We start from the raw sequence: 26,143 nt of genomic DNA, 5'->3' as shown, positions 1-26,143 counted from the left end.
ACGTTAATACTATACCGAAACCTACTTTTATGAAACCAATTTTAAAAAGTCTTATAGTGCTGTTTCTTCTTGCGTTTGCTTTGCAATCGTGTGAAGATCAAGATGATGTTGCAGCTCCCGCACAGTTACAAGTCAATGATTTTGTATGGAGAGGATTAAATGAATATTATTTATGGCAGTCTGATGTGCCTAATTTAGCTAATGATCGTTTTAGTTCGAAAACGGCATTGTATTCTTTTTTAGAAGGATATTCAAGGCCTGAGGACTTATTTCAGGATTTATTGAATAAACCGGTTAGCAAATATCCGAGTAATCCAATCGATCGTTTTAGCTGGATAGTCAGCGACTATACTGTTTTAGAACAGCAATTAGGAGGTATTACAAAAAACAATGGGGTAGATTTTAGGTTAACCAGTACTGGTGATGGTTCTAGTAATCTGGTAGGTTTTGTGCGTTATATTATTCCTAATTCTGATGCTTCAACTAAAGCAATAAAAAGAGGTGACTTATTTACCAGCGTAAATGGTGTACAGCTTACAGTTTCAAATTATCAATCCTTATTAACAAATTCAGACAGCTATACTTTGCAGTTTGCAGATGCTGTTGGTTCCTCATTTGTTTTAAATGGAAAATCAGTTTCTTTAACTAAAACAATTTTAGAAGAAGATCCTATTTTGATAAGTAAAGTGATTCAGTCAGGTGGTCATAAAATTGGTTACTTAATGTATAATGGTTTTTATTCTGAATATGACAGCAAATTAAATCAGGCTTTTGGAGATTTAAAAGCGCAAGGTGCAACTGATCTGGTTTTAGATTTAAGATATAACGGAGGAGGATCTGTGCGCTCTTCAACACGTTTAGCGAGTTTGATTACCGGACAGTTTGAAGGGAAGATATTTTCGAAAAGACAATACAATTTTAAGCAAATGGCCGCTCTGAATGCCGAGGATTTAGAAAGTTTAAACGAGCGATTTGTAAAAGATATTAACGGTTCGCCATTAAATGGTTTAAATTTATCTACAGTTTACATCTTGACAACTTCAAGTACTGCATCAGCAAGTGAATTGGTTATAAATGGATTAAAACCTTATATTAATGTAGTTCAAATAGGGAGTACAACTATTGGTAAGAATGTAGGTTCAATAACACTTTATGACTCTCCAAGTTTAGTTTCAAAAAGAGAGATAAATCCAAATCATAAATATGCTATGCAGCCTTTAATTTTTAAAACTACAAACGCAGCAGATTTTGGTGATTATACAGGTGGTCTGGTGCCTACTTATGTAAAAGCAGATTCGTTTAGAAGTTATGGAGTTTTAGGAGATCCTTCGGAGCCGTTACTAAATTTAGCTATATCTAAAATTACAGGTATAGCTGCTAAGAAAACGCTGGATGATGGCATAGAATTACCTTATGTAAGTGATTCTAAAAAAATCAACGGACTGCGAAATGAAATGTATTTAGATGGCGCTTCAAAATAGTTTGTAAAACGATATTATAATAAAAAATGGCTTTCAGAAATGAAAGCCATTTTTTATTATAACGTTAACTCAAGAAAGAATTAGTTGTTAAAGTAAAAACCGTTTGGAGATACTCCAACGTTAAGAGTTTTACTAAGTGTTCCTGTTAAAGAGTAGATGTATGCATTTCCCGGATCTGTATAATTTACAGCATCACCAATATAGATATTATTGTTTTTTACAGCAAAGCCATAAAGGATCTTAACTTCTGACGCTTTGAATAATGCGGTTGTTGGTAATGCTGTGGCACTTGTAGCAGCAGTATAGATATTATTCCCAACAGTATAATAAAACTTACTGTCGTTAATGTCTAAAAATCCTGGATGAGTTAAACCTGTGAAGTTTAATGTCGCTGCAACTGTATTATTGCTTAAATCAACTTTTACTAATTTACCAGCAGTTTCTGGTGCAGCGTATGATGGTCTTCCTGCGCATAAAATATATAAAGCGCCATTATCTTTTACTAATGAAGTTGGAACGTCTCCTACAGCAAAGTTTGTCGCCACAGTATTTGTAGCGGCGTTTATTACCGTTAAGGAATTTCCTTGACCGTAACCGCCTTTTTGAGCTACATAAAGTTTACCGTTATTTTCTATAATTTTTTCAGGACCTTCAACTACAGGAATGGAAGAAGTAACCGTATTTGTTGTAAGATCGATTACAGCAACATAATCATCTGCTGCATTATATGGATCTCCCCAGTTTGTAACATATCCTTTTCCGTTTGCAAAGGCAATATATCTTGGGTATTTTAAACCAGTTGTAATGGTAGCGATACTTTTAAATGTATATCTGTTTACTACTTCAATTTTATTAGATGCGTTTGCAACTACATAAGCATTGTCTCCTTGAAAACCGATGTTTTGTGCCGTATCTCCAGTTATTTTTCCAGGATTAACTAATGAGAATATATTGTTTTCAAGAGTTAAATTGTCTGATAAATAAGAAACAGATCCATTAGGAGTTTCGAATTTACCTTCATTTAAAATAAATAATCCTCCTTTATAGTCTCCACTTGCTTCTTCTTTGTTATTGTCATCATCGTTGCTGCAAGAAGCAAAAAATGCCGAGCTTACAATGACTGCTAAAAATAGTCTATTAAATTTTTTCATGATTTTTAAAAATTAAGGTTTATGTATATAGTATAATTTCTTCCCGGCATTTGTCTGCTGATTACGGACTGATAGTTTTCATTCCACAGATTTAAAACTTGAAATCCAATTTTGTAACTGTTCTTTGTTCCAAAATCATAATCTACTCCAATATTTCCAACATTGTAATCTTTTACTCTTGTTGCCGGATTATTAAAAGGAGTACTGTAAACTTCTCCATTGTACAAATACTGGAAATAAGAAGATAGCTTTTTCCAGTTGTATGCCACAGATCCCGTTAACTTATGATAAGGAACATATATTAATTGTTTGTAAACCAATTCGTTTTTAATTAATTGTTTGCCTTCTGAAACCGTATAGGCATAAGTACCATTTAGGGTAAAATTATGTGTGCCAATTTTAGGTTTCCATTCTAAAAGAACCTCGGCTCCATAGGCTCTAACTTTATCCGTGTTTTCTGGAGACCAAATATCTCCGCTTCCTTCCGTTGGCACCCAGCGAAGTAAATCCTTGATAGAGTTGTAATAAGCAGTAATAGATAAAGAAAAGTTTTTTCTAAAGAATTCGTTACCAATCTCGGCCTGATATGATGTTTCAGGTTTTAGGTTAGGATTGCCGCTTCCTTCCCAAAATAAATCATTGTAAGTTGGCATTCTGAAATTCTTTGAAGCATTAAGCTTTATGCGGTAAAAGTCCGTAAATTGATATCTTGTTCCGAATGAAAAAAGAAAAGGATTACCGTAATTATCCGTTATTTCATGACGAATACTGGCATTGTAATCCCATTTTTCGGTAAGTAAATGATGCAGCAATAAACTGGCAGAACCAACTTCTCTTTTTACATTATCAATACTCGAACCGTATCCTTTATTTCTGCTGTAATCTACAATTGAATTTAGTTTGATTTTATCATTTACATCAAAAGCCAAATCATATTTAATAATAGAAGTTTCGACTTTTCCGTAGGTAAATGTTTTAGAATCAATGTTTGGAAAATATTTATAAGATTCGCCAATATGCGCCACTCTTAATTTTGAAGTAAAACGATTAAAAAGACTTTCCCATTCTAATAAATTGCGAGTATTAAAATCGTTATATTTTGTTTTCAACGCGTTTGGAGAAGTTAAAGAAAAATGACGTTCTGAATCGTAAAACTGACTATAAGCTTTTATAATATTATTAGCATTGAATTTATAGCCAAAAGTAGTATTCATACTCGTGTTATAATATTCACCATTAATATTTCTCTGATCAGAAGTACCAGGATATTTAAAATCATTCTCAGAACTATTTCTTGAAATGCTGACCTGTAAGCTGTACTTTTCAGATGAAACTATAGTACGATAATTAGCGCTGTATGTGTCGTAACTTCCTGCACTAAAGAATACATGATTTGAAAATTCGTTTTTAAAACGTAAATCATTATTTAAATGAATACTTCCGCCAATGGCACTGCTTCCGTATAAAACACTTCCTCCTCCGGCTTTTACCGTTATTGAATTAAAATCTCTGGTTCCAATGGTATTAAAATCCGATTGGCCTAAGAACTGTGAATTAATGTTTATTCCGTTCCAGATTACAGCAGTCTGCGCACCCGTTGTTCCTCTAAAAGAAGGTGCCGAAGTCATACCAAGACCATTTTCCTTAAAATAAATAACAGTGTTGAAATTTAAAAGAGACGTTAAAGAAGGCTGGTTGGTATCAATAATAGAATCATTTAATACCTGAATTGACTGAGAACTGGAATATTTCTTAAGATTAGAGTCAGAAACGATAACTTCTTTTAATTTAATAGAATCGCTCTGCGCCGAAACGAATTGGCACAACATGAAAAGAAAAAAAACAAAACGTATTCTTATAGTCATAATTTCTACACTCTTTTTCCCGAGAGCTCGATATTTGTTATAAAGGCAGGTCTCCTGGCTTGCGTCTTGTTGTTTACCTTCCCATTCGCCGGGGCGAGCAGTGGTTTTGCAGTTTACAACAAGCATTCGTTTTAGAACAAAGCTTACAGTTGCGGGTACAGCTCAAGATTTACTTGATTCCCTTTTTAATGCGTTTTTTAATAAAAAAGCAACCTTAATTTGCTGCAAATATAGAGTTAAATATGCTGATAATTTAAATATGTTCTAATTTTTAGATGAAATAATAAGGCAAAAGAAAGAATTATACTTCTATTTTTATGACTTCTCCAAAATCGACTTTATTCTCGAATGCATCTTTTAAAGGCAGTGAGGACTGATGACATAAGATACTGCGTATAATGCCGGCATGAGCAACAATAACAACCGGATGTTTGATTTCTGAAATTCTATCAGATAAAAACTCCCCAACTCTTTGATGCAATTCTACAAAAGATTCTCCATTAGAAACCTGAATGTTTACAAAATCTTCCATCCACGGATTTAATTCTTCCGGCGGAATTTCATTCCAGTTTTTTAATTCCCAATCGCCAAAATTCATTTCCTTTAAGCGATCGTCTTCCTGATAAGAAATTGTTTTGATGTTATTCTGAATGTGTTTAGCCAAGATAGAACAACGCTTTAACGGACTTGAAAAAATAATGGCTTCAGCCGGCAATTCCGAAATAATTCTATCGAAGATTTCGTTAAAAGGTTCGGCAATATTTACATCAGATTGTCCGTAACAAATGCCTTTTTCGCAGATCGTTTCGGTATGGCGGACTAAATAAATTTCCATATAAAAAGAATACTTAAATAATAGATAACTTCACAAACCTGCTGCGTTGCCCCAAGACAATCTCCGGTATAACCGTCAATCCATTTTTTGAAATATCTTGCCAGAAAATAACGCGTGATAAAAACAGGAACTACAGCCAGAAGTATTTTATAATTGAAATAGGAGAGTGCCAACACCGGAATTAATCCAAAGAAAAACGAACCTAAAACTTCTTTCCAGCTGTGTTTTTTTGCTATCGGTTTGCTTTTGCTGGTAGCATCATCGCGAGAATATTCATGTGTAAAAATAATACTGATGGCAGCTAAACGACTTAATGAATGGGCAGAAATGAATAAGAGAAAAACCAGAATAATGTTGGCAGTAAAAAGTGAAATGGATTCCGATAGCAATTTAAACTTTACCAGAAAAAGTAAAACCAAACCTATTGCTCCATAAGCACCAATGGCGCTGTCTTTCATAATGATGAGGATTTTTTCTTTTGTCCAGCCTCCGCCAAATCCATCACAAACATCTGCAAAACCATCTTCATGAAATGCTCCGGTTGTTAAAACAGAAATGATAATGGCAAAAATAACTGAAGTTTCGGTTGATAAAAAAAGGGAGAAAAGATAAAAAGCCAAAAATGAAATGGATCCGACAATCCAGCCAATAAAAGGGAAATATCGTGTAGCTTTGTTTAAGTAATCAGGATTGTGATCAATGTTTTTTGGACACGGAATTCTAGTATAGAACATTAAACAGGTAAAGAAAATATGTAGTTCTTTTTTCATGTAAGATAAAAATTTAATTGAGTTTCTGTCATTGCGAGGAACGAAGCAATCTCGCTAACAATTGATTCAGATAATGAGATTGCTTCGTTCCTCGCAATGACAAATATGGATTTACTTCCTACTAACTCTCGCGCTTTCAAAACTAGCCATTTCGTTCAAAAAAGCTTCAGCCGATTTTAAAATAGGAAAAGCAATTGCACAGCCCGTTCCTTCGCCCAAGCGTAAATCTAAATTTAATATGGGTTTTGCTTCAAGATATTCCAGTAACTTTAAATGTGCTTTTTCGGCAGAACAATGACAGAAAACGGCATTTTTTTTAATATTCGGATTTATTTTTGAAGCAATTAAAAAAGCCACACTGCAGATAAAACCATCAACAAGAATCAGCATTTTGTTATTAAAAGCGGTAAGCATACCGCCTGCCATTTGTATAATTTCGAAACCTCCAAAATAAGTGAGCTGCTTTTTTAATTCGGCTTGACCGGAATAATTTCCTAAAGCTTTTTTTAGAATATTTTGTTTGTCGAGAAGTTTTTGATCGTTGATTCCAGTTCCTTTTCCAACGCATTCTTCAATAGGAAAACCAGTTAAAAGACTCATTAAAACAGAAGCCGTAGAAGTATTTCCAATTCCCATTTCACCAAAACCAATGCAGTTTGAACCTGTTTTAGCAATATTTTCAACAATCGATTTTCCTTTTTCAAAACACAACTGAAGTTCTGTGTCACTCATAGCTGGAACATGCAGAAACGATTGCGTTCCTTTTGCTATTTTGGCATCAATTAATTTAGCATTTGTTGGGAAATCATAATTTACGCCCGAGTCTACAATCGATAAATTGATATTATTTTGCTTGCAAAAAACATTTATTGCCGCACCGCCGTCCAGGAAATTATTTACCATTTGACGTGTTACATCCTGCGGATAATCGCTCACACCATGATTCGCAATTCCGTGATCGGCTGCAAAAACAATAATATTTGGATGTATGATTTTTGGGTTTAAAGTTTCGAAAACGGTTGCCATTTGAAAAGCCAGCGTTTCTAAAGTTCCCAGAGAACCAACCGGTTTTGTTTTGGAATCTATTTTTTCTTGTAAAAGTGTATCAAAATCAGTTTTGGTTTCTGTTTTATTTTCAGAATTTAAACTAAAATCAGAAATGTTTATTTGATGAATTTCGTTGATTTCTTTACAATCAGCGGTTTCAGACTTTTGTTTCCAGTGCAATTGCTGTAACATAGGCTGATTGCCGTAATTGGTGGCAGGTTTTCCAATGCAGAAATAACCAAGGGGTTCAATATTTTCGGGTAAATTTAGAATCTTCTTAAACTGAAAATAGTTTAAAATCGAAACCCAGCCCATTCCGTAACCTTGTTCTGTAAGCGAAAGCCAAATATTCTGCGCAGCACAAACCGAGCTGAACTTTACAGCTTCATTACTCCCAATAGTTCCAATGGTAAACTGATTCAAAACAGAACGATCGTAAGCAATTATAAGTCCGATTGGCGCTTCTTCAATTGCTTCCAGTTTTAACGATTTATAAAGTTCTTTTTGTTCCGGGTTATCTGTAAGTTCCTCGGCTTTTTTATTGTAATCTAAGAATAGATTTTTAATAGCGCTTTTAACTTCATCTGATTTAATGATATAATATCGTGTCGCATCGGTTAATCCAACAGAAGGCGCCCAATGTCCGGCCTGTAAAGCTTTTTGAATTACTTCATCAGGAACCGGATCGGTTGTAAAATGTCGGGTATCACGACGTGATTTTAATATATCGTCTAAACTGCTCATAAAAACCAAAATTTAAATCCCAAATTCCAAATTTGAAAATGGAAATATTCTAGTAAAGGTAAAGCATAGCTTTGGAATTTGGGATTTAAAACTTGGATTTTCCTTTCAATTTATTGGAATTTGGAATTTAAAACTTGGAATTTTACCCTTTTATTTTAACTGGAATTCCGGAAACCATCAAAACAACTTCATCTGCTTTTGAAGCTAAAAACTGATTCATCCAGCCTTGCAGTTCGGTAAATTTTCTGCCAATTTCTGTTGCAGCATGAACGCCCATTCCAATTTCATTGGTCACTATAATTAAGGTGATGTTTTCCTGACCGGCAATTGCAAGAAACTCTTTTTTTGCTTCTTCCAGGCTTAAACTTACCTCATTTTTATGATCTACAAAAAAGTTGGTAAGCCAAAGCGTAACACAATCGATTAAAGCTGTTTTTTTAGAAAAATCAATTTCGCTCAAATACTTTTCTTTTTCAATATTGGTCCAGCGTTCGTCTCTTTCTTGTTGATGACGATCGATTCGGTTTTGAAAATCCGAATCCCATTTTCTGGCCGTTGCCACATATATAGGTGAATCTGAAAGCTGCAACGCTAAATTTTGGGCATAAGTACTTTTTCCTGATCGTTCGCCTCCGGTAATTAGGTAAATCATTTATAATGGTTAGTTGTTGATTGTTAATTATTAATTTAATTTGGAAACTCTTTTTGCCTCTAGATGATTTTTGGAAGTTTTAAGAATACTCGTTATAGTTTTAAAATTGAAATTGCATCATTGTTAATGTTTTCGAATTCCTTTTCATTTAAATAATCAGTTGCCTTTAATAGTTCTAACCAATAAACGGTTTCATTGGCTTCTTTTTGCGCAATTGAAAATTTATGAATAAAATCACTTTTACTTTCAGCATGTTCTGCTTCCCTAATCATTGCCCCAATACTGGTTCCTGATCTAAGAAGTTGTTTAGAAAGAATAAATTCTTTTTTATCATTATTTAGATATTGATATAATTTAATAATTCTCACAGCAAAGTCAAAACTTTTATTTTTAATAACGTTGTTTTTCATAATTAACAACTAACAATTTATAATTAACAATTAATAAGGGCAATGTCGGCATTTGTTTCCGCAGCAAGTGCCGCGTTTTAAGTGATACCAGGTTTTAAAAACCATATTGCCATTTTCGATGTAGTAGTCTATATCTTCAATTAATTTTTCTGATTTAGGTAAAGATACGGCTTTGTTTTTAAGGGCATTTTTTGGGGTAATAGTTTCAACATAAGCCTCGATTTTATCTTCACAGGCTTCTTTGAAGCAACTTGGGCAAAGGCAGTCGCCTCCATCTGAAAGATTAAAAATAGGCGGATAATCATTGCACCAGCATTTGTTTTCAACCGAAATATCGCCGCAGCTGAATTCAGTCTCACAGCTTGAGCAGATTTTTATTTTTGTGGTATTCATAAATGTAAAGATACAGTTTTGTTTTTTGTAGGAATAAAGGTAAATAAAAAATTTAGAAAATGCTTTACCTTTGTTCCTATCGAAAACGCAAAATATGAAACATTTATTCCCTAAACTGATTTTTCTTTTTTCTTTTTTTGTTCTAACAGGATGTAAGAAGAATGAAACAACCGAAACTGTAAAAACTGAAATTGCAAAAAACAGCATTGAATACGCTTCTGGGCTTTCTATCGTTAAATACGACGATTATTCTGTTGTAACAGTTTCAAATCCGTGGCCCAATTCGAATAAAGATTTCAAATATATTTTAAAAGAAAAAGACGCTAAAGTTCCGGATAGTCTGCAGACATTTACCACGATTCAGGTTCCGTTAGAATCTATTGTCGTGACTTCAACCACTAATATTCCGTTTTTAGAAATGCTGGAAGTCGAAAATAAACTGGTAGGTTTTCCACATACAGATTATATTTCGTCTGAAAAAACAAGAGCCTTAATTGATAAAGGTTCTGTGAAAAACGTTGGACAAAATGAAAAATTAAATATCGAACAATTAATAGAATTATCGCCAAATTTGATTGTAACTTTTGGAGTAGATAACAATAACCCGATGTTGGATAATTTGAAAAAAAGCGGTTTAAATGTTTTAATTCAGGGTGACTGGATGGAACAATCTCCGCTTGGAAAAGCAGAATGGATAAAACTATACGGTGCTTTATTTGGCAAGGAAGATAAAGCAAAAGAATTGTTTGATAAAATTGTTCAAAGTTACGATCAGGCTAAAAAACTGGCAGCAGAAAAAACAGCAGGTTCAACTGTTTTATACGGATCAATGTATGAAGATGTTTGGTATGTTGCGAAAGGAAACAGCTGGGTTGCCGAATTTATGAAAGATGCTCATGCTAATTATTTATGGGCAGATTTAAAAGGAACAGGAAGTGAAGGCTTATCTTTTGAAAAAGTTTTGGATAAAGCGAAAACAGCAAATGTCTGGATTGCTTCGGGTTCATTTAAAACTTTAGATGAATTGCAGAAAGCAAATCCGCATTATGGAGAGTTTGACGCTTTTAAAAATAAAAACGTTTACAGCTTTGAAGGTAAACTGGGCGCAACGGGAGGAACAGTTTATTACGAACTGGCACCAAGCCGTCCGGATTTAGTTTTAAAAGATTACATCAAAATTTTCCATCCGGATTTACTGCCTAGCTACGAATTTACTTTTGCATCAAAACTGAATTAAATTGGCGAATAAAAAACGAAATACCATTTTATTTGTCATCTTGTCATTAGGTCTTTTACTGATGTTTTTCGCAAGCATTAGTTTAGGATCTGTTACGATTCCGCTTAAAGATGTTTTTACAAGCTTAACTGGAGGACATGCGGCAAAATCAACTTGGGAATATATTATTATTAATTACCGTCTGCCAAAAGCGATTACGGCAGTTTTAGTTGGAACCGGACTTTCGATCAGTGGCCTTTTAATGCAGACTTTATTTAGAAATCCGCTTGCAGGGCCTTATGTTTTGGGATTAAGTTCCGGAGCCAGTTTAGGTGTTGCTTTTGTGATTTTAGGTGCCGGATTTCTGCCTTCGTTTTTAAGTGTAATTGCTTTATCCTCATACGGAATTGTAATTGCCTCAACATTTGGCAGTACCTTGGTTTTATTATTGGTTTTAGTAGTCTCGCAAAGATTACGAGATACAATGGCAATTTTAATTGTTGGTTTAATGTTTGGCAGTTTTACAACCGCAATCGTAAGTGTTTTGACTTATTTCAGCACCGCAGAACAATTGCAGAAATTCACTTTTTGGTCCATGGGAAGTTTAGGAAATCTTTCGTGGTCAACTATCGGAATTTTGACTTTCTGTGTTGGAATTGGATTGCTTTTAAGCGCTAAAAGTATCAAGCCTTTAAACGCTTTGCTTTTAGGCGAAAACTATGCAAAAAGCATGGGTTTGAATTTTAAAAGAGCCAGATTGATTATCATATTTGCAACCAGTATATTATCGGGAGCAATTACAGCATTTGCAGGACCTATTGCTTTTATTGGTTTAGCGGTACCGCATATTGCAAAACTTACGTTTCAAACCAGTAATCACACTATTTTGTTTTGGAGTACTTTATTTTTAGGATCGATTATAATGTTGTTTTGTGATATCGTTTCTCAAATGCCGGGATTTGATGTTACACTGCCCATAAATGCCATAACATCGATTATTGGAGCACCGGTGGTAATCTGGCTTTTAGTACGAAAAAGAAATTTTCAATAGATATTAGACCACAGATTTTACAGATTAAACGGATGTCACAGATGATTTTTTAATCATTTTAATCTGTGGCAAAAGAAAAAAAACTCAGCAGCTTAGTATCTTACAACCTTAGCATCTAAAAAAATGATAAGTATCTTAAAAACTTCAAATTTAAATATTGGATATAAATCCAAAAATTCGGTTGTGACTATTGCCGATAATCTGAATTTGAATTTAAAGTCAGGAAAACTCATTTCTTTGATTGGAGCAAACGGAATTGGAAAATCGACTTTGCTGCGCACTATTACCGGAATTCAGCACCCGTTATCAGGAAGTGTTTATTTGAATGATAAAAATATTACCGAATATAAATCTCTGGATTTAGCGCAGAATTTAAGTTTGGTTTTAACTGAAAAATTACCACCAAGTAATCTTTCAGTGTTTGAATTAGTCGCTTTAGGACGTCAGCCGTATACCAATTGGGTTGGAACTTTAACTGATGCTGATATCGAAAAAGTTCAGGAAGCAATGCAATTGACGCAAATTGAACATCTTTCTCATAAAAAACATTACGAAATAAGCGACGGACAATTGCAAAAGGTTTTAATTGCCAGAGCTTTGGCACAAGATACACCGCTTATTATTTTAGACGAACCCACAACACATCTTGATTTACTGCATAAAGTTTCTCTATTTAAATTATTAAAGCAACTAACTCAGGAAACCCAAAAATGCATTTTGTTTTCAACGCACGATATTGATTTGGCAATTCAATTAAGTGATGAAATGATTGTGATGACGCCGGAAAATGTTGTTCAGGATGAACCTTGCAATTTAATTTCAAACGGAAGTTTCGCAGCCTTGTTCAAAGACGAAAATATCATTTTTGATGCTGAAAAAGGGAAGTTTATTGTAACTTAACTTTTCCCGATTAAACAGATAAACGATTAAACGTTTTTAAGTCCAATCTGTCTTTTTGCCTCACCAACAACAAAAGCAACCGAGTTTGCGATATTAAAACTGCGGATAAGCGGAGACATCGGAATTGTTAAATGGTTTTCAAACCTTGCCATAAATGCTGCGCTCAAACCAACGCTTTCTTTCCCGAAAACTAACCAGTCGCCATCTTGAAATTCGATTTCAAAATACGATTTTTCGGCATGAGAACTCATTAAGAATACGCGGGAATGATCCGGAATTTGTTTCACCCATTCGTCTACATTTTGATATTCGGTTACATCAAGGTGAACCCAATAATCCAAACCGGAACGTTTTAGGTTTTTATCATTAATTACAAAACCGAAAGGATGAATTAAATGCAGACGGCTTTCAGTTCCTACGCATAATCTTCCAATATTTCCGGTATTGTTTGGTATTTCTGGTTCAACAAGAACAACGTTTAGCATTATCGTTTATTTGTTAATTCGTTTAATCGTTTATTTGGAAATTATCTAATTCTCAAATCGACTCATTATCTAATTTAAAATCGTTTACTTCTAAAACCTCTCCGGCTTTTAAGTTTTGCAAATATACATTTCCTATTCGAACACGAACTAACCGCAGAGTAGGAAAACCAACCGCAGCGGTCATTTTTCGAACCTGACGAAACTTTCCTTCGTTTACGGTAATAGAAGCCCAGGAAGCAGGGCCGTGTCGTTCGTCTCTGATTTTTTTGGCTCTTGGACCAAAATCCGGAATTTCGGTTACAATAAAAGCAGAGCAGGGTTTTGTTTTGTATTTTCCACCTTCAAAACCTATTTCAACGCCTTTTTGCAATTGTTCAATCGCTTCGGGCGTAATAATGCCGTCAACCTGAACATAATATTCTTTGTCGACTTTTTTACTTCTTATCTGCTCGCTTACTTTTCCGTTGGTTGTGAGCAGAAGCAAACCTTCAGAATCTTCGTCTAATCTTCCAATTGCCATTGTTCCTTCTGGAAAATCATGCAATTCGCCCAAAAGTTTTTTCTTTCTTTTTAATTCGTAGATAAACTGGCTTAAATAACCATAAGGTTTAAAAAGAATGAAGTGTCTGTGCATGTTTTATTTTTTTGCAAAGATAATGTTGTTCTGCAAGTATTAAAGCAAATCTCAACAGGGATTACTCGTTTTTTAATTTCATCTTTTTCAGCCATTCATAAACAAACCAAACTGCTGTAACAACAAAAACAATCAATAACAGCGTATAATAGTCTTTGAAGAAGTCGTGAAAATAACTTCCAATAAAAATATAAATCGATGCCATGCACAGTTTTATGAAAATGAATTCGGCATTAGACCAGCTTGTTTTAATTTTAAAGAACTTCATAAGATTTGTAGTTTAATTGTTTGATAAATAACAGATTGTGAGTTAATGTTTAAAGTTATGAAAATGATTTATAAACCAAAAGCAATGTTAAACCCTTTCGTTTTAAAATTTAGAATTCGTAATATTAATATAGAAACTCAAAATAATAATGATATGGGAACTAATAATTTAGGCTCTAAAAAAATAAATGGAGTACAAAAAAATATAGACGAATCGAAAGGAAAGAATATTTCGCACGACGGAAAAGCTGATGATGCCAACTTGAAAAAAGAAGTCGTAACAGATGCTGACGGAAAAAAAGAAGTAGTCGAAAGAGCGCGAAATGAAAACGAGGATATTAAAACAGTCAAAGATGATGTGAATCCGAATAATCCAAATGCAAATCGAGGTGTTTCATCCGAAGAAGAAGCGAAAAAAACGGTAGAAAATAAAGACCGAAATTCTGATGTTGAGCCCAATCGTTATCCAAATTCTCATCCGGATAATCATGAAGATCGCGGTAACATGAAACTAGATGAAGATAATTAAATAAGCAAAAAAGAACGGTTTTGTGTGATTTTTATGTGAAATAACATTTGATTATGATAAAGTCTTAATCTTATTGTAAACTCGGTTTTTGCCATGGCCAACAGGCGATATCTTCGTAAATTGTAGCTAATAATTTAAATTTTAAGATTATGGCACTTTTAGAAAACAAAGTAGCTTTTGTCTCTGGAGGCGGTTCAGGAATTGGACGGGCAGTGGCAGAAGCCTACGCTCGAGAAGGAGCAAAAGTTGTAATTTCGGATATTAATGTAGAACACGGAGAAGAAACCGTAAAAGTTATAAAAGATAGCGGCGGGGAAGCCTTTTTTGTAAAAGGAGATTCTTCGAGTGCAAGCGATAATATGCGAATGGTTGAGGTAACGGTTTCAAAATACGGCCGACTTGATATTGCCTGCAACAATGCGGGAATGGGCGGTCCGGCAAAACCAACTGGAGAATACGAACCTGAGGCATGGGATCGCGTAATTGCCCTGAATTTAAGTGGTGTGTTTTATGCCTGTCGTTATCAGTTAGAGCAAATGGAGAAAAATGGCGGCGGGAGTATTGTAAATATTGCTTCTATTCACGGGCAGGTTGCGGCGCCGTTAAGTCCGGCCTATACAGCTTCTAAACACGGAGTTGTGGGTTTAACCAAAAACATTGCTGCTGAGTATGCTTTAAAAAACATTCGTTGTAATGCGGTTGGACCAGGTTATATCGAAACAGCATTGCTAAAAGACAATATGAATAAAGACACCATGAACTCCATAGCTGCAAAAGCACCAATGAATCGATTAGGAACTGCAGAAGAAGTTGCCGAACTGGTACTATTTTTAAGTTCTGAAAAATCTTCTTTCACAACCGGAAGTTATATTATTGCTGATGGTGGTTATACCGCAGTTTAAAAACTATAATAAAAAGCATTTTTTAAGAAGCTGTCTGTTTTATCAGGCAGCTTTTTTTGCTCTATAATAATAAATAATCGAACTTAATAAGTGTATTTTCTTACTAATTATTGTTGTAGTGTAAAGTAATTGTAAATGTTATAAAAATCGCCAAAAAGCCCAATATACTTGATAAAAACAACAATTGAGGATAAAATACATGGCTTTTTCTCACAAATAATTGCAAAATAGCTTACGGTAAATTTATGTTTTTACAATATTCTCTTAACTTTAAACGAGATAAATTTGAATTCTAAAACTCTATTCTTAAAACGTATGAAAAACAATTACTCTTTTCGTCATTTAATGACTTTTTTAGGTTTTTTTTATTGTTCGATAAGTCTTTTTGCTCAGACTTCTCCGGCAGCACAAACATTACCTTACACACAAAACTTTGATGCATTAGCAGCAAGTTCGACAACTTATCCAGCTGGATTTCAGGGTTGGGGAGCAACGACAACAGCTCCGGCAGCAACATACAGTACTGCTTTAATTAGTGATAAAGCTTTGGTTGCGAATAGTACGGCTTCAATTAATAGTGGTAATATTCATAATTATAATGGAAAAATTGGATTTTTAGACACGGGAAGTGCTGATTTAGCTATAGGTTTTGCTTTATCAAGTACTGGTCAAACAGCGGTACAAGTCCAATATGATGCAATGGTTATTCGTAATCCTTATGATGGAACCAGTTCTAATAACCGTGTTTTAGAAATGGCTTTGCAATATCGTGTAGGTACTACAGGAGCTTTTATTACCCTGCCATCTACAGCGTATTTAAGCGGCACAACGCTGCAAGTAGGAGCTGGTGTTACTACACCATTAAACCCATTAAGAATAAAAGTAACATTGCCTGCAGAATGCGATAATCAGGCAGTAGTTCAAATAAGATGGATTGCAAGACAATATTCTGGCTCAGCAGGTGCCCGTCCTTCATTTGCAGTAGATAATATTGATATTAGAAGTGATATCGCTGCTCCCGTGAATGTTGCAGGTTATCCAAAAACAAATAATATTTTAGGACAAAGTTTTGATTTTATCAATAAAATAGATGAAGCAGGAAAAACGTACTATGTTCTTTTACCTGGAGGAAGCGCACAGCCAACAATTGCTCAAATAAAAGCAGGTCAGGATGCAGCTGGAACAACAGCTTTACAATCTGGATTTTTAGACATTACAGATTCATCTCAGGAATATTTAAAAACTTTTTCAGGATTAAGTCTTAGCACTGCATATTCTGTTTTCTCTATTTCAGAGGATCCTTACGGAAATGTTCAATCAACAGTAAATAAAGTTGATGCAACAACTTCAAACGTTGCACTTCCTTCTATTTCAACAACAATTGCTGCGTTAGATTTAGGTTCTTCTGAAGTAAATTTTGATTCGGCGGTAGTAAATTACCAAATTCAGGCAGCTAATCTTACTAATGATGTTGTGGTAACTTCTTCGGCAAACTTTACAATTTCTGAAGATAACAACACGTTTGCATCTTCTTTGACATTCGTTCCTGCTGATTTTGCATCTAACGCATCTAAAACAGTTTATGTAAAATTTACGCCAAATGCAGCCACTAACTTTACAGGACAAATTACTCATGAAACAACTGGAGGTGCAGCAAAAACAATTACACTTACAGGAAACGGAATCAATCCTTATGTACAAGGATTTAACGATGCAAATGTTTTATCAAACAGCGGCTGGACTCAATATAATGTTGCGGGAACTTTAAATAAATGGGCTTATACTAATACTGCCAGAAATATCAATTCAGGAGCTGGTGCGGTTTTAATGAATGGATTTTCTGATAACGGACCAAGTAAAGACTGGTTGATTTCGCCAAAATTACATTTAGATACTTTTTCCCAATTTGCATTATTGTCTTTTTACTCACGTAAATTTTATGCAGGACCAAGTTTAAAATTAATGGTTTCTACTAATTATGATGGGGTAAGCAGTCCTGAAACAGCAACGTGGACAGAAATTGATGGTAAATTTCCAACTACAACCGGAACTTACGTACAATCGCAATTTATAGATTTAAGCGCATTTAAAACTCCAAATACTTATGTTGCCTGGGTTTATGAAACAACAGCAGGAGGATCAAATAATGCTTCAGAATGGTCGTTAGATGATGTTGCTATTACAAACGAAGCAGGTTATGTAAATGCAAATCCTGTTTTAGATTTCGGAGATGTTAATCCAAATGCGGTTTCTGCTAGTCAGTCTTTTGTTTTTAAAGCCGAAGGTTACGGAGATATTACGATTACAGCTCCTGCAGATTATCAATTGTCATTAAATAATAGTTCGTTTCAATCAAGTGTAGTGGTAAGTGCTGCAGATGCTTCAACAGGGAAAAACATTTATGCAAGATTTGCACCTACTTCAAAAAAATTAAGTATTTCGGGAGTTTTAACTGTTACAGGAACTTCATTAAATAAACAAATTGGTTCATTTATAGGTTCTTCATTACCAAAAGCAGATACATTTGATGTAGTGACTTATAATTTAGAGTTTTTTGGATCAGATGTTAAAGATAAAAGCAATGTTGAATTTGGACCAACTGATGATGCTTTACAAATAGAAAATGTTGCTAAAGTAATGAACAAATTAAACGCTGACGTTTATGTAGTTCAGGAAGTTTCTGATGATCCATCTATTGATATTTTAATTTCTAAAATAAACATCAACGGAAAAACATTCGATAAAGTAATTTCTACTTCTTGGTCTTATTCGTTTCAGGCTTTAGATCCTAATTTCCCTCCGCAAAAATTAGTGGTGCTGTATAATACACAAACAACTACGGTAAAAAATACAAAAGTATTGTTTAAAGATTTATACGATCAGGTTCGTGCCGGAACGGTAGTTTTACCTAATTATCCGGGAACAGGTACTGCTGAGGCTAATGACGACAGCTTTTTCTCATCTGGACGTTTACCATATTTAGTTCAGATAGAAACTAACCTTGGAGGAATCAAAAAAGAAATTAACCTGATCGATCTTCATGCTCGAGCGAATAGCGGAACTGATATCATGAAATACAATCAGCGTAAATATGATATCGAATACCTAAAAACGGCTTTAGATACAGATTATCCAGATGCTAACCTTATTCTTTTAGGAGATTTTAATGATGATGTTAAATCATGGGTTGGAAACACGACTATTCCATCTTCTTACCAAAAATTTGTAGAAGATACATCAGGATATAATGCTTTAACATTAGGAATCAGCCAGGCAGGAGCTTACAGCTTTTTAAGTTCAGGCGGTTTCTTAGATCATATTATAATTTCGAATGAATTGAATGACGAATATATCGCGAACTCAATTGCAGTTTACGATCCTCGTAATGATATTCCAAGTTATACAACAACAACTTCAGATCACGGTCCGGTAATTGCTCGTTTTGAATTAAAAGAAGATGTTTTATCGACACCTGATTTTGTAACTAAGAACGGATTTTATGTAAAAGCATATCCAAACCCGGTATCTGACGATTTGAATCTTTCGATAAAAACTAACGAAAGCAGAAATCTTAAATTAAGACTTTACGATTTAAATGGCCGTGCATTAGGAAACGCAATCGATGTTCAAAGTAACCAGGACGTAAATACTGCAGTAATGTCTTTACGTAATTTAAATTCAGGACTTTACATTTACACTTTATCAGAAAACAATAAAGTAGTTTACAAAAACAAAGTCATCAAAAAATAATAAGAGTTTTTAAAATTATAAATCCCAAATTCCAAGCTTTGCAATTGGAATTTGGGATTTTTTTATTGTGATTTACTAAATAAAAATTTAGCGCAGTCAATATCAGTTTTATCAGAAATAGACAAGAAATAATCCAGCTGCCATTGTTGTGTTTTCTGAGCTTGTTTACTTGTTGTTTCATCCCAGGGCGGATAAACTCTCGTGGCTCTGATTCCTTCTTTGGCTGGTGTGGTGAAAATTCCTTTTTTAAGTAAAATATCTTTTGGGAAAATAAACTGACCTAATAAATCTTTTTTTTGAACGCTTACAATAACAAAATCAATTTCATCATTATAATCAAAAGGTTCGATAATTCCGGTTTTATTCCGTTTCCATAAAGTTACAAACTGACCTGTTTTTGTCGGTGTAATCTTGGCCGATCTAAATTTAATCTGGCTTTCGCCGATGTTAAAATCGAACGCTTCATATTCCTGACTTTCTTTCTCAGGCTGAGGTTCAGAACATTCAAAACCGCAAATATCGTAAACCAATTCTTTGGCGGTAATTAAACTTTTTGGCAGTGCTTTCGAATCTTCCCAATTCTTTTTTGAAGTCATGTATTGAAGTATTTTTCTCCGAAATTACAATAAATACAACATTAAAAGTTCACGTTTAATCCAAAATTTAATCCCCACTGAAACTGGTTAAAAGACTGGCTGCTTAGCGGATTTATATAATAATTTACAGCCGGCTCTACAAATACATTTGTTTTTTTGTAAACACGATATTGAATTGTGCTGCTCAATGTAGAACCATATACATAATCGTTTGCATTTACGTTTTCACCAATAGAATTACCATCCAGCGCCACACTATTCGAAATTAATTTACCAACAAATGCTCCCGTATTTAAATAGATGTTTGCTTTGTTTTTGTTGAAAATGGAATACGAAACCTCTAGAGGCATTTCGAGATATCTTAAATTTTGATCTAAATTACCCGTTTGAACATTTTCACTGTTTATAGCCTCTCTTGCATTGTTAGAAACCAAAACATAATTAGCATCGCTCGCAATTTGTTGAGGCATACTTGCATTTTGTGCAAAATAATCAACAGGTGTAAAAAGTGCACTGCTTTTGGCATTGTAATACGAAACATTGGCAACGCTTTGTCCCAGTTCATTTATTTTTAATCCAGAAGCAACCGCCCATTTTTTGTTGATTTTATATTGTGTTTTTACACCGTAAGAGCTGCTTTGTTTAGAGTCGTTTACGTTTCCAAGGGTTTTATTATTTCTATAATTTTCAGAATTGGCAACTCCGGCAAAAACCTGTAAAGCCCATTTTTCTTTTTGAGAAAGCTGTTTGTCTTCTTTTTTCCTTTTTTCTTCTTCAGGCGCAATAATTCCTTTTTCCAGATTTTGAAGTTCTGCCAGCTGAGCAGAATCTTTTTTGCTCAATACATTTACATTCGTAAAAGACGAATTACTTCTTGTGTTGTCTTTTTGAACGCTCGCAATACTTCTATCAGTTCCTGTTTTCTGGACATTCTGTTTTTCTTTATTAGTATTCTGATTTCCGTTTAAAGAAGGACTTAAAGTATAGGCAATACTATTGTTGCTGTTTGAAGCGGCACTATTTTGAAAAATTGAATTTGACAATTGATTTTTCGAAGCAGTATTAAACTTGTTCTGTTTCCCTGAAGTAAAAGTTTTTTCAGCAAGAGCTTTGTCGGCATTTTTTCTTTCAACATCAACCAATTGACTTTTTGAAGCCATATTAAAGCTGTTGGTTTTATTTGGAATAAAAGATTTCTCCGCTGCAATTTGATTTGATTTTCCGTTTTTGGTATCAAAAAACTGATTCTTTGAAGCTGAATTAAATGTGTTATTCTCTTTTGCCGGATTAAATGATTTTTCGGCTACGGCTTGATTAGAAACGGCATTTTTATCATTTAATATCTGATTTTTAGAAACAGAATTTAATGTGTTTTCTTTAGCTGCAACAGTCGATTTTTCGACTGCAGCGTTATTACGGTTTAAAATAGTATTAGGGTTCTTTTTTGGTGCAAAAGAACCGTTGTTTGTTTTGTTATCAGAATCAGCTTGATCTCCTGAAGTTCCCTGATTTTGATTTAAAGAACGGCTGGATTGATTTGTTGTTTCTTCTGATGAGGTAATTTGATTGGTGTTCGTTGATTGATTTATTGTATTGTTTTCTTTAGAAATGCCTTTGTTTTCGTTTGCCTTTTCTGTATCATTATTTTTTTCGTCCAGAACAATGCTGTTGTTTTCTAAAGTGTTATTTTGAATAGTGTTGATCTCTTTGCTGTTAGAAGTAAAATGCAAAACAGATGGGAGCATTAAGCCCAGTAATAGGCATGCAGCAGCCGACCACCAAAGAATCACTCTCTTCTTCTTTTTAGGTTTGTTTAGTTTTTCTTCAATTTGACCCCACAATTCAGGAGGCGGAACACTCGAAAAGTCTTCCATTGATGAAAAAATATCTTCTATTTTTTGCTTCTTCATGCCGTCTTAAAATTTTTTATGCTCAATATTCTTTTTTGCAAAATGTGCTTCGCCCGATTTAAATTAGATTTTGATGTTCCTTCGGATATTTTTAATAAATCGGCTATTTCTTTGTGTTTCATTTTTTCAAAAACATACAGGTTAAAAACCGTTCGGTATTGATCTGGTAAATCTCGTATATATTCCAGAAGTTTTTCTTGTTCTATGGGCAGTACTTCCAGTTCTTCTTCTTCAATAAAATCTGTGTCCGGATCAAAAACATCTAAAAAGAAACTCTCTTTTTTCTTCTTATTTAATGTTTCGATAAGTTTATTAATAAAGATTCGTTTTAGCCAGCCTTCAAAACTTCCCTCAAATTTGTATTGGTTTATTTTTTGAAAAACAATTACAAATGCTTCCTGAAAAACATCCTTTGCATCGTCTTCATTCTTCATGTATTTTAGACATATACCATACAAAACAGGAGAGAACAACTGATATATTTTCAGTTGTCCCTCTCTGTCATTTTTCATGCACAGTTTGATATATTTTTCTAAATCGTCTTTCAAAAATGTGGTATTGTTTGGTTTTGCAAAAATAGTTTTTATAAGCTTATAAAACTACCTTTTAAAAATAGTTCGAACGGCATCTGCATTATTGCTTACAATTGTTAGGTTTTGATTATCAAGGTTTTCAATGATGTATGTCTTTCCTTCAAAAGTAATAAGGTTATGCTCTGCCTGATCTGCAAAACCAGGACCTTTTTCTATTTGGTAATTGCTTACTCTAATCTCAACATTGTTTTTATAAGTAATAATTTTTCCTTCGGGAGTAAAAACTACTTTTTTTGTAAATCCTGCAGTTTTTGGGGTTGCTGTATACGGGTTAGACCCGCCGCCAATTGATTTTTCCCAAATCCAGGTATTTAGTATAGAACTGGAACCCACTTCAATCGATTCTAATGAATAGGCAGAAGACATAAGAGAGCAAATAAGTAAAAAGATAAAATGTTTTTTCATACGCGAATTATTTTAAACTTGTAACTTTATCCTGAATAGCTTTTTTGAATATTTTGATCTCTGTACTTTGATCGTCTGTATCATTCGCGTCAATAGTAATTTTAGTAACTGTAGCACCTTGGCGTAATTCAAAATAAACACCGCCTTTGTCTGCCGGGTTAGGAGTTCCGTAAGTTTTTGTTTGTCCTTTTATTGCTAAAATTTCTGAAGGAACACCTTTTGAAAATGCTGTATAATCGCCTCTTCTTGCTTTGGTTGTGTATTTGTATTGGTTAAAATCGTAATTTCCTGTTACTACATTCTGAAATCCCAAGATGTTATAATCATTTAATTGAAAGAAAGAATTAGCAGTTCCAAAACTTCCAATTACAATATTGTCTGAACTTTCAGTTGTTTTATTAAAAATAATAGGCTTTAAAGTTCTTGGAATCAAGATAAAATCCGATGGATAAGTTGGACTTCCAGTTAAAGTTTCACCTACTAAAGGCGCTTTTTCGTAAAAATTGATTTTAATCTGGCAGTTGTTTTCAATAATCGAAGTTATTTTAATCGTATAACCGCTTGTAGGTTTTTGGCCTGCAAAAATTCCAACCAATAAATTTTTAGAAAAATCAATGTTAGGATCGCTTGGAACTGTACATGAATTGTCATGCTTTGTAAAATAAGTATCCATTCTTTCTTGTGATTCAAGAACGTATGCAGTTGGATTATTAGGTAATGTTTTTACAGTATAATTGCATAAAAGAGGGAAACCTGAAAATGTTACATTAGAATCTGTTCCACAATCAGAAACCAGGTCGTCATTATTAAGCGAGCATCCGCTCAATCCAAAAGCTATAAATAAGCTCAACATTAATTTTTTCATGATAAAATTTTAATAGGTTATATGTACAAGATGAGGCACTTTGAAAATGGTTGCGTTAAAATTTATTTTTTTTGAATTTTTTTTGAGCCCTTTTTAGCAATTGTTTGTTTAATTTAGGATCGGTACTAATTCGTGAAATTTTAATTTTAAAAACTTTGAACTACGTATTATTGCGTACTTTTACTTAAAAATAACTTAGCTATGTTTGATTTTCTTCCGTATTTATTGGCCTTTGTAGTGGCTTTGATTTTAGGGATATACTTAGGAAAAGTATTGTCTTCGGCTAAATTTCAGTCAGAAAAAGTGTCTTTAGAAGAAAGATTAAATGCAAATACCCATCAGGCTCAATTGCAGAAAGAGCAATTTGATCTGGAAAGAAATAACTTTCAAAAGCAGCTTCAGGTCATTAATTCCGAAAAAGAAAATATCCGGACAGAAAAAGACAGCCTCGCGATTCAGCTTTCGAAAAAAGAAGTTGATTTCGAAAATTTATGGGAACGCCATAAAGAACAAAAAAGCGAAATAAACGAACTTCAGGAAAAGTTTACCAAAGAATTTGAGAATCTTGCCAATAAAATTCTCGAAGAAAAATCGGCTAAATTCACAGAACAAAACAGCGAGAATATGAAAAATATTCTGTTGCCGCTTCAGGATAAAATTCATGTATTTGAACAAAAGGTCGATCAAACACATAAAGAAAGTATCGATTATCACGCGGCACTTCGTCAGCAGATTATTGGTTTAAGCGAAATGAACGCACAAATGAGCAAAGAAACCCTAAACCTGACTAAAGCACTTAAAGGCGACAGCAAAATGCAGGGAAATTGGGGTGAATTGGTTTTAGAACGCGTTTTGGAGAAATCCGGTTTAGAAAAAGGCCGCGAATACGAAGTACAGCAGTCTTTTACAAACAGCGAAGGAAATCGTGTTTTTCCCGATGTTGTAATCAACCTGCCGGACGGAAAGAAAATGATTGTCGATTCTAAAGTTTCTCTCGTAGCGTATGAAAAATGGGTAAACGAAGAATCTGATTTGTTGAAAATAGATTGGCTTAAAGAACACGTTTTGTCTATAAAACGACATGTAGAACAGCTCGGAAACAAAAACTACCATGATTTATATCAAATAGAAAGTCCGGATTTTGTTTTGCTTTTTATTCCAATCGAACCTGCGTTTGCCATTGCATTAAATGAAGATTCAACTTTATATAATAAAGCTTTTGACCGAAATATTGTAATCGTAACGCCAAGTACGTTATTGGCAACGCTGCGAACAATTGACAGTATGTGGGCGAACCAGAAACAGCAGGAAAATGCTTTTGAAATTGCCAGACAAGCGGGCGCACTATATGATAAATTTGAAGGTTTTGTAACCGATTTGGTTCGAATTGGAAATAAAATTAAAGACACCAAAACAGAATATGAAAGCGCAATGAACAAATTGGTAGACGGCAAAGGAAATTTAATTTCGAGTGTGGAAAGATTGAAGAAAATGGGAGCGAAGGCCAAGAAATCACTTCCTGAGAACATTATCAACAGAGCTTTAAATACTGATGAAAACGAATTACTGAATTAAAAATAAATACCAAAATATTCCAAAAACAACAAACATGACTGCAGATTTTAAACCCGTTTCATCATCCAAGATTAGTATTTCAGAATTAATGCTTCCGTCGCATACCAATTTTAGCGGTAAAATTCACGGAGGATATATTTTGCAATTACTGGATCAGATTGCTTTTGCTTCGGCATCAAAATTTAGCGGTAATTATTGCGTAACGGCCTCGGTCGATACCGTAAACTTTCTTAAACCAATAGAAGTGGGCGAATTAGTAACCATGAAAGCTTCTGTAAATTATGTGGGAAGAAGTTCTATGATTGTAGGCATTCGTGTTGAAGCAGAGAACATTCAAACCGGAGAAATCAAACATTGCAATTCTTCTTATTTTACGATGGTTGCCAAAGACAAAGAGGGAAAAAGTGTTCCCGTTCCAGGACTTATTTTATCTAATTTAGAAGAAGTTCGACGTTTTAGAAAAGCAATTAAACATATCGAGGTTAAAAAAGAAATTGAAGAACACGAAAAAGTTACCAGCGTTAACTCTATCGAAGATTTAGCAAGTCTGGATAAATACAATGTACTTTTAGAAATCAGCTAAATTCCCTATCTTTATTAAATACACATTAAATAAAGAAATCATGATAAAGTTTGGATATACGATTTTATACGTTGAAGACGTAGAAAAATCAATAGAGTTTTATGAAAACGTATTTGGATTTACAAGAAAATTTATAAGTCCGGATAATGATTATGGAGAATTAAGCACCGGAGAAACAACGCTTTCGTTTGCCTCAAAAAAGATGGCGGCTCAAAACTTAAGCGACGGTTTTATAGAAAGCAGTTTAGAAGATAAACCTTTTGCAATTGAATTAGGTTTTATAACCGAAGATGTTGGTGATCTGGTACAAAAAGCAACTTCTTTTGGCGCTGTTTTAGTAACAGAACCAAAGAAAAAACCGTGGGGACAAATTGTGGCGTATGTAAGGGATACAGATGGTTTTTTATTAGAAATCTGTACACCAATTCAATAATAAAGAATTGTTATTAAAAAATATCTCGTAGAGATATCTAGTTGGTAAAATTCACAAATATTTAGCACAAGTTCTAGAACCTCGCACTTATAAATTTCGTA

25 protein-coding genes, 1 pseudogene and 1 riboswitch are annotated in these 26,143 nt (G+C 34.0%); of the genes and pseudogenes, 10 read left to right on the top strand and 16 right to left on the bottom strand.

What is annotated here, in order from left to right:
- Window positions 1-29: 29 nt before the first annotated feature.
- Window positions 30-1,481 carry a GFO_1087 family putative carboxy terminal peptidase gene (locus tag AC1RRQ_RS18830; RefSeq protein WP_493024551.1) on the top strand — a complete coding sequence of 484 codons (1,452 nt, stop codon included), beginning with the start codon at window positions 30-32 and terminating at the stop codon, window positions 1,479-1,481.
- A gap of 80 nt (window positions 1,482-1,561) precedes the next feature.
- Here AC1RRQ_RS18830 and AC1RRQ_RS18825 read toward each other — a convergent pair whose 3' ends face one another.
- The 8 genes and pseudogenes from AC1RRQ_RS18825 to AC1RRQ_RS18790 form a co-directional block, all read right to left on the bottom strand.
- Window positions 1,562-2,632 carry a YncE family protein gene (locus AC1RRQ_RS18825; protein WP_493024550.1) on the bottom strand — a complete coding sequence of 357 codons (1,071 nt, stop codon included), beginning with the start codon at window positions 2,630-2,632 and terminating at the stop codon, window positions 1,562-1,564.
- 5 nt (window positions 2,633-2,637) lie between these two features.
- Window positions 2,638-4,497 (bottom strand): TonB-dependent receptor plug domain-containing protein, encoded by a 1,860-nt coding sequence (locus AC1RRQ_RS18820; RefSeq protein ID WP_493024549.1) that lies wholly within the window; start codon window positions 4,495-4,497, stop codon window positions 2,638-2,640.
- A gap of 27 nt (window positions 4,498-4,524) precedes the next feature.
- A riboswitch (cobalamin riboswitch) is annotated at window positions 4,525-4,729 on the bottom strand.
- 69 nt (window positions 4,730-4,798) lie between these two features.
- Window positions 4,799-5,332, bottom strand: coding sequence for an alpha-ribazole phosphatase (gene cobC / locus AC1RRQ_RS18815; RefSeq protein ID WP_493024548.1), 534 nt, complete (start codon window positions 5,330-5,332; stop codon window positions 4,799-4,801).
- Window positions 5,317-6,102: an adenosylcobinamide-GDP ribazoletransferase gene (locus tag AC1RRQ_RS18810; RefSeq protein WP_493024547.1), complete on the bottom strand. Its 786-nt coding sequence runs from the start codon at window positions 6,100-6,102 to the stop codon at window positions 5,317-5,319. The genes cobC and AC1RRQ_RS18810 overlap by 16 nt, the downstream gene beginning before the upstream one ends.
- Before the next feature lie 111 nt (window positions 6,103-6,213).
- The gene (cobT, locus tag AC1RRQ_RS18805; protein ID WP_493024546.1) at window positions 6,214-7,893 is read right to left on the bottom strand and encodes a nicotinate-nucleotide--dimethylbenzimidazole phosphoribosyltransferase; all 1,680 of its coding nucleotides are present in this window, start codon (window positions 7,891-7,893) and stop codon (window positions 6,214-6,216) included.
- Between the two features lie 142 nt (window positions 7,894-8,035).
- Window positions 8,036-8,545: a bifunctional adenosylcobinamide kinase/adenosylcobinamide-phosphate guanylyltransferase gene (gene cobU / locus AC1RRQ_RS18800; protein ID WP_493024545.1), complete on the bottom strand. Its 510-nt coding sequence runs from the start codon at window positions 8,543-8,545 to the stop codon at window positions 8,036-8,038.
- 30 nt (window positions 8,546-8,575) lie between these two features.
- Window positions 8,576-8,955 (bottom strand): annotated as a pseudogene (locus AC1RRQ_RS18795) (four helix bundle protein).
- A gap of 30 nt (window positions 8,956-8,985) precedes the next feature.
- Complete coding sequence (locus AC1RRQ_RS18790; RefSeq protein WP_493024544.1) at window positions 8,986-9,348, bottom strand: C1orf53 family protein; 363 nt, start codon at window positions 9,346-9,348, stop codon at window positions 8,986-8,988.
- Window positions 9,349-9,442: 94 nt separating this feature from the next.
- Between AC1RRQ_RS18790 and AC1RRQ_RS18785 the strand changes: the two genes are divergently transcribed.
- The 3 genes from AC1RRQ_RS18785 to AC1RRQ_RS18775 all read left to right on the top strand — a co-directional run bounded on the left by AC1RRQ_RS18785 (window position 9,443) and on the right by AC1RRQ_RS18775 (window position 12,515).
- Complete coding sequence (locus AC1RRQ_RS18785) at window positions 9,443-10,585, top strand: ABC transporter substrate-binding protein (protein WP_493024543.1); 1,143 nt, start codon at window positions 9,443-9,445, stop codon at window positions 10,583-10,585.
- Between the two features lies 1 nt (window position 10,586).
- Window positions 10,587-11,615, top strand: coding sequence for a FecCD family ABC transporter permease (locus AC1RRQ_RS18780; RefSeq protein ID WP_493024542.1), 1,029 nt, complete (start codon window positions 10,587-10,589; stop codon window positions 11,613-11,615).
- Window positions 11,616-11,738: 123 nt separating this feature from the next.
- Complete coding sequence (locus AC1RRQ_RS18775; protein ID WP_493024541.1) at window positions 11,739-12,515, top strand: ABC transporter ATP-binding protein; 777 nt, start codon at window positions 11,739-11,741, stop codon at window positions 12,513-12,515.
- Between the two features lie 26 nt (window positions 12,516-12,541).
- Here the strand turns inward: AC1RRQ_RS18775 and AC1RRQ_RS18770 are convergent, their stop codons facing one another.
- The 3 genes from AC1RRQ_RS18770 to AC1RRQ_RS18760 all read right to left on the bottom strand — a co-directional run bounded on the left by AC1RRQ_RS18770 (window position 12,542) and on the right by AC1RRQ_RS18760 (window position 13,902).
- Window positions 12,542-13,000, bottom strand: a complete 459-nt coding sequence (locus tag AC1RRQ_RS18770; RefSeq protein WP_493024540.1) for a tRNA (cytidine(34)-2'-O)-methyltransferase — start codon at window positions 12,998-13,000, stop codon at window positions 12,542-12,544.
- Between the two features lie 52 nt (window positions 13,001-13,052).
- Entirely contained in the window at window positions 13,053-13,634 is a 582-nt protein-coding gene (locus AC1RRQ_RS18765) for a pseudouridine synthase (RefSeq protein ID WP_493024539.1), read from the bottom strand.
- Window positions 13,635-13,695: 61 nt separating this feature from the next.
- Window positions 13,696-13,902, bottom strand: a complete 207-nt coding sequence (locus AC1RRQ_RS18760) for a hypothetical protein (protein WP_493024538.1) — start codon at window positions 13,900-13,902, stop codon at window positions 13,696-13,698.
- A 57-nt stretch (window positions 13,903-13,959) separates the two neighbouring features.
- Here AC1RRQ_RS18760 and AC1RRQ_RS18755 point away from each other — a divergent pair, with 57 nt between their 5' ends.
- From AC1RRQ_RS18755 to AC1RRQ_RS18745, 3 genes are all read left to right on the top strand, one after another.
- Window positions 13,960-14,430 carry a hypothetical protein gene (locus AC1RRQ_RS18755; protein WP_493024537.1) on the top strand — a complete coding sequence of 157 codons (471 nt, stop codon included), beginning with the start codon at window positions 13,960-13,962 and terminating at the stop codon, window positions 14,428-14,430.
- A 149-nt stretch (window positions 14,431-14,579) separates the two neighbouring features.
- Entirely contained in the window at window positions 14,580-15,332 is a 753-nt protein-coding gene (locus AC1RRQ_RS18750) for an SDR family NAD(P)-dependent oxidoreductase (protein WP_493024536.1), read from the top strand.
- Between the two features lie 315 nt (window positions 15,333-15,647).
- On the top strand, window positions 15,648-19,082 hold the full coding sequence (locus tag AC1RRQ_RS18745) for a choice-of-anchor J domain-containing protein (RefSeq protein ID WP_493024535.1): 3,435 nt from the start codon (window positions 15,648-15,650) through the stop codon (window positions 19,080-19,082).
- 62 nt (window positions 19,083-19,144) lie between these two features.
- On the opposite strand, the gene AC1RRQ_RS18740 is transcribed toward AC1RRQ_RS18745, so the two are convergent.
- From AC1RRQ_RS18740 to AC1RRQ_RS18720, 5 genes are all read right to left on the bottom strand, one after another.
- Window positions 19,145-19,678, bottom strand: coding sequence for a MepB family protein (locus AC1RRQ_RS18740; RefSeq protein ID WP_493024534.1), 534 nt, complete (start codon window positions 19,676-19,678; stop codon window positions 19,145-19,147).
- Window positions 19,679-19,719: 41 nt separating this feature from the next.
- The gene (locus AC1RRQ_RS18735) at window positions 19,720-21,588 is read right to left on the bottom strand and encodes a hypothetical protein (protein WP_493024533.1); all 1,869 of its coding nucleotides are present in this window, start codon (window positions 21,586-21,588) and stop codon (window positions 19,720-19,722) included.
- Complete coding sequence (locus AC1RRQ_RS18730) at window positions 21,585-22,100, bottom strand: RNA polymerase sigma factor (RefSeq protein ID WP_493024717.1); 516 nt, start codon at window positions 22,098-22,100, stop codon at window positions 21,585-21,587. The genes AC1RRQ_RS18735 and AC1RRQ_RS18730 overlap by 4 nt, the downstream gene beginning before the upstream one ends.
- An 87-nt stretch (window positions 22,101-22,187) precedes the next feature.
- Window positions 22,188-22,586, bottom strand: a complete 399-nt coding sequence (locus tag AC1RRQ_RS18725) for a hypothetical protein (RefSeq protein ID WP_493024532.1) — start codon at window positions 22,584-22,586, stop codon at window positions 22,188-22,190.
- 7 nt (window positions 22,587-22,593) lie between these two features.
- Window positions 22,594-23,451: a protease complex subunit PrcB family protein gene (locus AC1RRQ_RS18720; RefSeq protein WP_493024531.1), complete on the bottom strand. Its 858-nt coding sequence runs from the start codon at window positions 23,449-23,451 to the stop codon at window positions 22,594-22,596.
- 201 nt (window positions 23,452-23,652) lie between these two features.
- On the opposite strand from AC1RRQ_RS18720, the gene AC1RRQ_RS18715 reads away from it, so the two are divergent.
- Genes AC1RRQ_RS18715 through AC1RRQ_RS18705 form a run of 3 tightly spaced genes read left to right on the top strand, consistent with a single transcriptional unit; the run spans window position 23,653 to window position 26,042 of the window.
- Window positions 23,653-25,026 (top strand): DNA recombination protein RmuC, encoded by a 1,374-nt coding sequence (locus tag AC1RRQ_RS18715; protein WP_493024530.1) that lies wholly within the window; start codon window positions 23,653-23,655, stop codon window positions 25,024-25,026.
- A 34-nt stretch (window positions 25,027-25,060) separates the two neighbouring features.
- Complete coding sequence (locus tag AC1RRQ_RS18710) at window positions 25,061-25,609, top strand: acyl-CoA thioesterase (protein WP_493024529.1); 549 nt, start codon at window positions 25,061-25,063, stop codon at window positions 25,607-25,609.
- 40 nt (window positions 25,610-25,649) lie between these two features.
- The gene (locus AC1RRQ_RS18705; RefSeq protein ID WP_493024528.1) at window positions 25,650-26,042 is read left to right on the top strand and encodes a VOC family protein; all 393 of its coding nucleotides are present in this window, start codon (window positions 25,650-25,652) and stop codon (window positions 26,040-26,042) included.
- Window positions 26,043-26,143 lie beyond the last annotated feature (101 nt).

Source organism: Flavobacterium sp. GW821-FHT12A05 (assembly GCF_058807735.1).
Note: the sequence above shows the minus strand (reverse complement) of the source record. Positions and strands in the feature narration are given on the sequence as shown.